The following is an 8,632-nucleotide window of genomic DNA, read 5'->3' on the forward strand; positions in this document are numbered from 1 at the left end:
GGCGCACCGACCTCAGGTGTCGCGGGCGGCGGGGCCGGAGGCGGTGACGGTGAAGCACGCCGGCTCGGTCCATCCGCGCGCACCGAACGCGGCCCGCACCGCGGCCTCCGCGTCGGCGGCCGACCCCTCCGGCACGAGCGCGATCGAGGACCCGCCGAAGCCGCCGCCGGTCATCCGGGCGCCGAGGGCGCCGGCCCCCTCGGCCGCCTCGACGGCCGCGTCGAGCTCGGCGCAGCTCACCTCGTAGTCGTCGCGCAGCGACGCGTGCGAGGCGGTGAAGAGCCGGCCCACCTCGTCGAGGTCGCCGGCCCGCAGCGCCTCGACCGTCGAGCGCACCCGAGCGATCTCGGTGACGACGTGGCGGGTGCGCCGGCGCAGCTCGTCGGAGGAGAGCCGGGCCAGCGCAGCGTCCAGCCCGTCGGGCGCCACCTCGCGCAGCGACCCGACGCCCAGCTCCTCGGCCGCGGCCTCGCAGGCCCGTCGCCGCGCCTCGTACTGCCCGTCGTTGAGCGAGTGGGAGGCCCGGGTGTCCGTCACGAGCAGCACCAGGCCGGCGGCGGCGAGGTCGAACGGCACCTGCTCGGTGGAGCCGTCGCGGCAGTCGAGCAGCAGGGCGGAGCCGGTGCGGCACAACAGCGCCGCGGACTGGTCCATCCCGCCGGTCGCGGCCCCGGCGACCTCGTTCTCGGCACGTACGCACGCGCGGGCCAGCCGGCCACGCGCGTCGTCGGAGCCGAGCAGGCCGAGGTCGAAGAGGTCGCTCGCCGCGGCACCGACCGCGCACTCCAGCGCCGCCGAGCTGGACAGGCCGGCGCCGAGCGGCACCTCGCTCGTCACCGTGACGTCCATCCCGCGCACCGCGAAGCCGTCCTCGCGCAGGGCCCACAGGACGCCCGCGACGTAGGCGCCCCAGCCCTCCGGGGAGCCGGCGCCCACGGACCCGAGGTCGACCTCGAGGGTCTCGCCCGCGGCCACCGAGTGCACGCGCAGGAGGTCGTCGTCGCGGGTCGACGCCGCCGCGACGGTGCGCTGCGGCAGGGCGATCGGCAGCGCGAGACCGCCGTTGTAGTCGGTGTGCTCGCCGATCAGGTTGACCCGGCCCGGCGCCGACCACACCCCGGCCGGGGCCGAGCCGAACACGTCGCGGTGGGTCTCGGCGGCGGTCGTCATGCCGGTGAGTCTAGGGATGGGCGGCAGGGCACAATGGGGGCCATGCCCGGTCACCCCACCTCCGATGGCGCACGCCCCCGCATCCTCTCCGGGATGCAGCCGACGAGCGACTCGCTCCACCTCGGCAACTACCTCGGGGCGCTGGTCAACTGGGTGGGCCTCCAGGACGAGTTCGACGCCTACTACTTCGTCGCCGACCTCCACGCGCTGACCGTCCCGACCGAGCCCGAGGTGCTGCGCCGGCGCACCCGCGTGACCGCCGCGCAGTTCATCGCCGGCGGTGTCGACCCGGAGCGCTCGGCCGTGTTCTGCCAGAGCCACGTCTCGCTGCACGCCGAGCTCGGCTGGGTGATGAACTGCCTGACCGCCGACGGCGAGGCCCGCCGGATGACGCAGTTCAAGGACAAGGTCGCCAAGGGGCAGAACGCCAACGTCGGGCTGCTCACCTACCCGATGCTCATGGCCGCCGACATCCTCATGTACGACGCCGCCTACGTGCCGGTCGGCGAGGACCAGCGCCAGCACCTCGAGATCACCCGCGACCTCGCGCAGCGGTTCAACACCCGCTTCGGCGAGACGCTCGTCGTGCCCGAGCCGTACATCGTCAAGGGCTCGGCGAAGATCCAGGACCTCCAGGAGCCGACGGCGAAGATGAGCAAGACCGGCTCCTCGCCGAAGGGCCTCATCGACCTCATGGACGACCCGGGCCGGATCGCGAAGAACATCCGCTCGGCGGTCACCGACACCGAGGCCGAGGTGCGCTACGACCCCGAGGCCAAGCCGGGTGTCTCCAACCTGCTCGTCATCCACTCGGTGCTCTCCGGCAGGCCGGTCGAGGAGGTCGCGGCGTCCTTCGCGGGCCGCGGCTACGGAGACCTCAAGAAAGAGGTGGCCGAGGTCGTCCTCGACGCGCTCACCCCGTTCCAGGACCGGATGAAGGAGCTGCTCGACGACCCCGCCGAGCTCGACCGCATCCTCGCCCGCGGGGCCGACCGCGCCGGCGAGGTCGCGCACGCGACGATGGCCCGGGTCCGCGACGCCGTCGGCCTGCTGCCGGCGGCCCGCTGAGGTCGCCGTCATGCCGATGCACGGTGTCGCCGTCACCGTCCCCGAACCGTGGGGCGAGCAGCTGCAGTCCGCGCGAGCGGAGTTCGGCGACCCGATGGCCGGCGCCATCCCGCCGCACGTCACGCTGCTGCCGCCCACCGCGGTGACCCCCGAGCTCCTCGAGGACTTCAACGCCCACCTCGACGCGCTGTGCCGGGAGGTCGCGCCGTTCCGCATGGTGCTCTCCGGCACCGGGACCTTCCGGCCGGTCTCGCCGGTCGTCTTCGTGCAGGTGTCCAGCGGCATCGCGCCCTGCGAGCAGCTCGAGCGGGCGATCCGGTCCGGTCCGGTGCGGCGCGAGCTGGAGTTCCCGTACCACCCGCACGTGACGATCGCGCACCACCTCGACGACGAGTCCCTCGACCGTGCCTTCGCCGGGCTCGCCGACTTCCGGTGCGCGTTCGAGGTGCGCAGCCTCGAGCTCTACCACCACGACCCGGACGGCGTGTGGCGCGTCGTCCGGTCGGTGCCGCTCGGCGGCTGACCCCGCCTCGGGCCGCGTCTCAGGCCACGGCTCAGGCCGCCGCTCAGGCCGCTCGCCTCCCGGCCCCGGCCACCACCGTGGCGTAGTGCCCGAGCAGCTCGTCGGTGACGCGGGACCAGGTGCGTCCCTCGACCGCCGCGCGCCCGGCCCGCCCCATCCGCTCGCGCAGGGCCGGGTCGGCGACGAGCTCCGCCATCCGCGCCGCCAGGTCGCCCGGCCGGTCCGGGTCGACGAGGAGGCCGGTGCGCCCGTGGTCGACGAGGTCGAGCGGGCCGCCGCGCGCCGGCGCGACGACGGGCAGGCCGCTCGCGTGCGCCTCCTGGAGGGTCTGCCCGAAGGTCTCGCGGGTGCCGGTGTGCACGAACACGTCGAGCAGGCCGTACGCGTCGGCCAGCGCCTCACCGGACCGCGCACCGAGGAACACCGGCGGGCGGTTGGGGCGTCCGGGGGCCGCGGCGACGGCCTCGGCGAGCCGTGTCGCGGTCCGGGAGCGGCTCGGGCCGTCGCCGACGACCACGAGCCGGGTGCCCGGCAGGCCGGCGACCTCCTCGAGCCGGTCGAGCTCCTTCTCCGGCGCCAACCGGCCGACGTACCCGACGAGGACCTCCCCGCCGGGCGCCAGCTCGCGCCGGGCGGCCGCGACCCGGTCGCGGCGGCCGGGGTGGAACAGGCGCGCGTCGACCCCGCGGCCCCAGCGCGCGGTCGCCGTGACACCGTGCGCCGCGAGCTCGGCCGTCGTGTGCCGGGACGGGGCGAGGGTGAGGTCGGCTAGGCCGTGGACCCTGCGGACCCACCGCCAGGCCGCACCGGCCGCGCCCGTGCCGACCAGCCCCGGCGCGTGCTGCGCGAGGTAGCTCGGCATGTCGGTCTGGTAGACCGCGACCGACGGGATGCCGAGCCGTGCCGTCTCGCGCAGCGCCCGGGCCCCGAGGACGAACGGTGAGGCGACGTGCACGACGTCCGGGCGCACGGTCTCGAGGACGTCACGCACCGCCCCGGTCGGGATGCCGGTCGGGAAGGCGCGCACCGGGACCGACGGCACCGCGTGGACCGGCACCCCGGCGTGCTCGTCCGGCGCCGGCCGGGGGCAGACGACCGAGACCCGGTGCCCCGCGGCGGCGAGGCACTCCACCGTGCGGCAGACCGAGGTCGTCACGCCGTTGAGGGTCGGGAGGAAGGACTCGGTGACGACGACGACGCGCACGGACCCCAGCGTCGGCGGTCCGCGCGACCGGCCGGCCACGACGAGGTGGGTGTCGGGTGACCGGCCGGTGACGGGATACCCTCGGCGCCATGCCTGAGGTCGAGGGGTTCTGGGCCGTCGTCCCGGCCGGCGGAGCGGGCACACGGCTCTGGCCGCTGAGCCGCGCCGGCCACCCGAAGTTCCTCCTCGACCTCACCGGCTCCGGGCGCTCGCTGCTGCAGGCGACCATCGACCGGCTCGCGCCCCTCACCGGCGACCACGTCGTCGTCGTCACCGGCGCGGCGCACGCCGACGCCGTCCGCGGCCAGCTGCCCGGGCTGCCGGCCGACCGGGTGCTCGCCGAGCCGGCGCCGCGCGACTCGATGGCCGCCATCGGGCTCGCGGCCGCCGTCGTCGAGCGCACCGACCCCGGCGCCGTCATCGGCTCGTTCGCCGCCGACCACGTCATCCCCGACGCCGACGCGTTCCGGGCCGCGGTCCGCGAGGCCGTCGAGGTCGCCCGCGAGGGCCACCTGGTCACGCTCGGGGTCGAGCCCACCCATCCGGCCACCGGCTTCGGGTACATCCGGGCGGGGGAGCGGCTCGACGGCTTCCCGACAGCCCTGCGGGCGGTCGAGTTCGTCGAGAAGCCGGACGCCGAGCGGGCCGCCGGGTACCTGGCCGCCGGCGGGTACGGGTGGAGCGCAGGGATGTTCGTGGGCCGCGCCAGGGTCCTGCTCGACCTCCTGCACACCTGGCACCCTGACCTCGCCGACGGCCTGCGGGCCATCGCCGCCGAGCCGTCCCGGCTCGGCGAGCTGTGGCCCGGGCTCACCCGCATCGCCATCGACCACGCCGTCGCCGAGCCGGCCGCGGCCGCGGGTCACGTCGCCGTCGTCCCGGCCCCGTTCGGGTGGGACGACGTCGGCGACTTCGCGAGCCTCTCGGCGCTGCTGCCCGACGGTGACGGGCCGCACGTGCTCGGCGACGCCGACGCGGTGACGGCGCTCGGGAGCAGCGGCCTCGTCGTGGCCGGTGGCGCTCGCCGCGTCGCCGTCGTCGGGATGGACGACGTCGTGGTCGTCGACACCCCGGACGCCGTCCTCGTCACGACCCGGGCGCGGGCCCAGGAGGTCAAGGCGGTCGTCGACGCCCTGCGGGCCGAGGGGCGCGAGGACCTCCTCTGAGCCGGGTCACCCGTTCGGCCCCCGTTTCCGAGCGGCGTCACCGGCCCGGACGGCCGACCCGCTAACGTTCGGGCGGCGTGGCCGCCCGGAGCGGCCACGCCATCGAGCCAGCGCCCCGGCGTGATCGCCCGGCGCCCGACAGGGGGAGTCACCACGATGTCCTCGACCGAACCGCCCACCGGACAGCCCACCGAACCGCCCAACGGCCCGCCCAGCGGCCCGCTGCGCGGGCCCGACCGCTCCTTCGGGTGGCCGGCCCACGAGAGCGTCGGCGGCACCGACCCGGCCGCGGGGCCCGTCGTCGTCGAGGAGACCACGACCGGGCCGCGTCGCGGACTCGGGCGCGGGCTCGTCCTCGGCGGTGCGGCCGCCCTCCTCGCCCTCGGCGGCGCCGGCGCCTGGGCCTGGACCGCTCTCGGCGGCGGCGGGGAGCGCCCGGCCGACGCCCTGCCCTCGACGACGTTCGCCTACCTCGCCGTCGACCTCGACCCCGCCGCGGGCCAGAAGCTCGAGGCCCTGCGCACCCTCTCGAAGTTCCCCGGCCTCGCCGACCAGGGTGTCTCGGAGGACAAGGACCTCGGGACGACCCTCACCGACCTCCTCGTCGACAAGGGCTCCTGCACGAACCTCGACCCGAAGCGCGACGTCTCGTCGTGGCTCGGGCAGCGCGCGGCCGTCGCCGCCGTGACCGTCGGCGGCGACTCGGTGCCGGTCGGCGTCGTGCAGGTGAGCGACGAGTCGGCGGCGGGCAAGGGCCTGCTCGCCCTCCTCGCCTGCTCCGAGAGCCACGACGCCAAGGACACGAGCGGCCTGACGCCCACCTGGGTCCTGCGCGACGGCTGGGCCTACATCGCCGAGGACGCCGACACCGCGACGCGCGTCGCCGACGCCGCCGACGGCACGACGCTCGCGCAGTCGCGCGAATTCACCGAGTGGACCGGGAAGGTCGGCGAGCAGGGACTCGCCACCGTCTACCTCGCCCCGAAGCCGGGCGCGCAGATCCGCTCCCTCGTGAAGTCCTTCGACCTCGGCTCGCAGGCCGGGAACCTCGACGCCGTGACGGCGCAGTACGACTCGTTCCAGGGCGGAGCGGCGACGCTGCGCTTCGCCGACGGCGGCATCGAGCTGGAGGGCGCCGGCGGCCTCGACGACGCGACCCGCGGGATGCTCGGCAAGGGTGCCGGCCCGGCCCTGTCGACGCTCCCCGACGACACGCTCGCCGCGTTGGCGGTCAGCCCGGCCAAGGGCTGGGTCGACACCCAGTTCGCGCAGGCGGCCCGTGGGGCGAAGACCGACGTCGAGGACTTCTACTCGAGCGTCGAGGAGGCGACCGGGCTCGCGATGCCGGAGGACCTCGAGACGCTCTTCGGGTCGGCGACCGTCCTGTCCCTCGGTGGCTCCTTCGACCCGGCCGCCGTCGACGCCGGCGGCCCGGAGGCACTGCCGCTCGCGGCGAAGATCGTCGGCGACCCCGCCGGCATCTCGAGGGTGATCGGCCACTTCGCCTCCACCGACCCGTCCCTCCAGACGCTCCTCTCGATGACGTTCGTCGGCGACGACACGGTCATCGTCGGGCCGAGCGGGGCGTACCGGGGCGCCATCGCGACCGGCGGGAAGCTCGGCGACTCGGCCGCGTTCCGGTCCGTCGTCCCGCACGCCGACACCGCGGTGGTGGCCTTCTACCTCGACGTCGACGGCAAGGACAACTGGCTCGCGAACCTCGCGAAGGACGAGCCGGACGTCGCGAAGAACCTCGAGCCGCTCAAGGCGGTGGGCCTGTCCGTGTGGCCCGACGGCGACACCCTCCACAGCCGCCTCCGGGTCACGACCGACTGACCGGACCCCTGGTCCGGCCGTAGGCCATGAACCGGCTCTGGGTGGCCGCCCGACCTACGCGCGCACGCACGCCGGCTGGACCCACGTCGTGTTCGTCCGCGACGTCCTCTCGTCAGGGGGACGGCGGGGCAGATCCGGGCGCGCGGGCGCCCGGCCGCACGATCCCCGACTCGTAGGCGAGGATCACGGCCTGCACGCGGTCGCGCAGGTCCAGCTTGGCCAGCAGGCTCGCGACGTGCGTCTTGACGGTCGCCGGGCTGACGACGAGGCGCTCGGCTATCTCGCGGTTGGTCAGACCCTCGGCGAGCAGCGTCAGCACCTCGTGCTCTCGGGCGCTGAGCTGCTGCAACCGCGGCTCGGGTGGCGTGACGCGGGGAGCGCGGACGTACTCGTCGACCAGCCGCGCCACCACGCTCGGGGCGAGGGCCGCGTCGCCGGCCGCCACCGAGCGGACGGCGGCGACGAGGTCGTCGGGGTCGACGTCCTTGAGCAGGTAGCCGCTCGCGCCTGCGCGCAGAGCGGCGACCACGTACTCGTCGAGGTCGAACGTCGTCAGCACGAGCACGCGCGTCCGCGTGCCCGGTGCGGAGAGGATCCGCCGCGTCGCCTCCAGGCCGTCGGTGCCGGGCATCCGGACGTCCATCAGCACGACGTCTGGACGCTGCTCGCGCACCAGCGTGACGGCCTGCGCCCCGTCGGCTGCTTCGCCGCAGACCTCGATGTCGGGCTGCTGGTCCAGCATGAGCCGGAAGCCACCACGCACGAGCGCCTGGTCGTCGGCGACCACGATCCGGATCACGGGAGGGCCCCGGCGGCACGCGATCCCGGTTCGGCGGCGGTGACGACGTTGCCGCGGTCGGCGGAGCCGGTGCGCGGCAGCCAGGCGTCGACCACCCACGTGTCGCCGACCGGGCCGGTCCTCAGGGCGCCGCCGTACAGCTCGACCCGTTCGCGCATGCCCGTCAGGCCGTGCCCGAGAGGACCTTCCTCGCGCGCTTCCCGGGTGGTGAGCGAGCTCGTGATCGTCACACCGAGCGCCTGGTCACCGTAGGTCAGCAGGACGGCGGCCGGTGACGGGCCGCCGTGCCGGCGGGCGTTGGTCAAGGCCTCCTGCACGATGCGGTACCCGGCAAGACCGATACCCGGGCCCACGGCGTACGGCTCGCCGTCAGTACGCCACGAGGCGCCCGCGTCCGTGACGAGGGTCGGCAGCTGGTCGAGGCCCGGCTGCGGACCCACTACCGGGTGGCCGTCCGTCGACCGCAGCACCCCGAGCAGTCGCCGCAGCTCGGCCAGGGCGTCGCGGCCGGTGAGCCGGACAGCGGCGACCGGCTCACGCGCGGGGGAGCCCGGCGCCAGCAGCTGCTCGGCCGCTCCGGCTTGCACCACCATGGTGCTGACCGTGTGCGCGATGACGTCGTGCAGCTCACGGGCGATGCGGTGACGTTCCGCGAGGGCGACGGCTGCGGCGTGGTGCTCGCGCTCGAGCTCGAGCTGGGCCGCGAGCGAGCGCAGCCGGGCGGCCTGCGCCCGCGCCCGCCGCAGCAGGACGCCGGCGAGGGCCGGCGCCCCCATGACCACGAGCGGAGAGAGAGCGGTCTCGGCAGGGGTCGAGTCGCCGGCCAGCTGCAGGACGTAGCCGGAGACCAGGAGGGCGGCGAGCGC

General features: G+C 75.5%; 8 protein-coding genes. 4 read left to right on the forward strand and 4 right to left on the reverse strand.

Translation table 11 applies throughout. The features are described from left to right. Positions 1-12 precede the first annotated feature (12 nt). The gene (galK, locus tag PKA89_RS01215) at positions 13-1,170 is read right to left on the reverse strand and encodes a galactokinase (RefSeq protein ID WP_324415758.1); all 1,158 of its coding nucleotides are present in this window, start codon (positions 1,168-1,170) and stop codon (positions 13-15) included. Between the two features lie 42 nt (positions 1,171-1,212). Between galK and trpS the strand changes: the two genes are divergently transcribed. Both trpS and PKA89_RS01225 read left to right on the forward strand, forming a co-directional pair. Beyond that, positions 1,213-2,238 carry a tryptophan--tRNA ligase gene (gene trpS / locus PKA89_RS01220; protein ID WP_324415760.1) on the forward strand — a complete coding sequence of 342 codons (1,026 nt, stop codon included), beginning with the start codon at positions 1,213-1,215 and terminating at the stop codon, positions 2,236-2,238. A 10-nt stretch (positions 2,239-2,248) separates the two neighbouring features. Further along, on the forward strand, positions 2,249-2,761 hold the full coding sequence (locus PKA89_RS01225) for a 2'-5' RNA ligase family protein (protein ID WP_324415762.1): 513 nt from the start codon (positions 2,249-2,251) through the stop codon (positions 2,759-2,761). 43 nt (positions 2,762-2,804) lie between these two features. Here PKA89_RS01225 and PKA89_RS01230 read toward each other — a convergent pair whose 3' ends face one another. Continuing rightward, positions 2,805-3,965, reverse strand: coding sequence for a glycosyltransferase family 1 protein (locus tag PKA89_RS01230; protein ID WP_324415765.1), 1,161 nt, complete (start codon positions 3,963-3,965; stop codon positions 2,805-2,807). Between the two features lie 89 nt (positions 3,966-4,054). Between PKA89_RS01230 and PKA89_RS01235 the strand changes: the two genes are divergently transcribed. Beyond that, a complete protein-coding gene (locus PKA89_RS01235; RefSeq protein WP_324415767.1) occupies positions 4,055-5,131 on the forward strand; it encodes a mannose-1-phosphate guanylyltransferase in 1,077 nt (358 codons plus the stop codon). A gap of 156 nt (positions 5,132-5,287) precedes the next feature. Further along, positions 5,288-6,967, forward strand: a complete 1,680-nt coding sequence (locus PKA89_RS01240; RefSeq protein ID WP_324415769.1) for a DUF3352 domain-containing protein — start codon at positions 5,288-5,290, stop codon at positions 6,965-6,967. A 112-nt stretch (positions 6,968-7,079) separates the two neighbouring features. Here PKA89_RS01240 and PKA89_RS01245 read toward each other — a convergent pair whose 3' ends face one another. Beyond that, a complete protein-coding gene (locus PKA89_RS01245; RefSeq protein WP_324415771.1) occupies positions 7,080-7,766 on the reverse strand; it encodes a response regulator transcription factor in 687 nt (228 codons plus the stop codon). Next, the coding region (locus tag PKA89_RS01250) for a histidine kinase (RefSeq protein WP_324415774.1) at positions 7,763-8,632 on the reverse strand (870 nt) is incomplete at its 5' end. The genes PKA89_RS01245 and PKA89_RS01250, both read right to left, overlap by 4 nt.

This window comes from Phycicoccus sp., assembly GCF_035325325.1.
GTDB lineage: Bacteria > Actinomycetota > Actinomycetes > Actinomycetales > Dermatophilaceae > Phycicoccus.

What these genes read in the sequence shown, in the direction of transcription:
- galK (WP_324415758.1), bottom strand. Translation starts at nt 1,170, where the DNA reads ATGACGACCGCCGCCGAGACCCACCGCGACGTGTTCGGCTCGGCCCCG.
- trpS (WP_324415760.1), top strand. Translation starts at nt 1,213, where the DNA reads ATGCCCGGTCACCCCACCTCCGATGGCGCACGCCCCCGCATCCTCTCC.
- PKA89_RS01225 (WP_324415762.1), top strand. Translation starts at nt 2,249, where the DNA reads ATGCCGATGCACGGTGTCGCCGTCACCGTCCCCGAACCGTGGGGCGAG.
- PKA89_RS01235 (WP_324415767.1), top strand. Translation starts at nt 4,055, where the DNA reads ATGCCTGAGGTCGAGGGGTTCTGGGCCGTCGTCCCGGCCGGCGGAGCG.
- PKA89_RS01240 (WP_324415769.1), top strand. Translation starts at nt 5,288, where the DNA reads ATGTCCTCGACCGAACCGCCCACCGGACAGCCCACCGAACCGCCCAAC.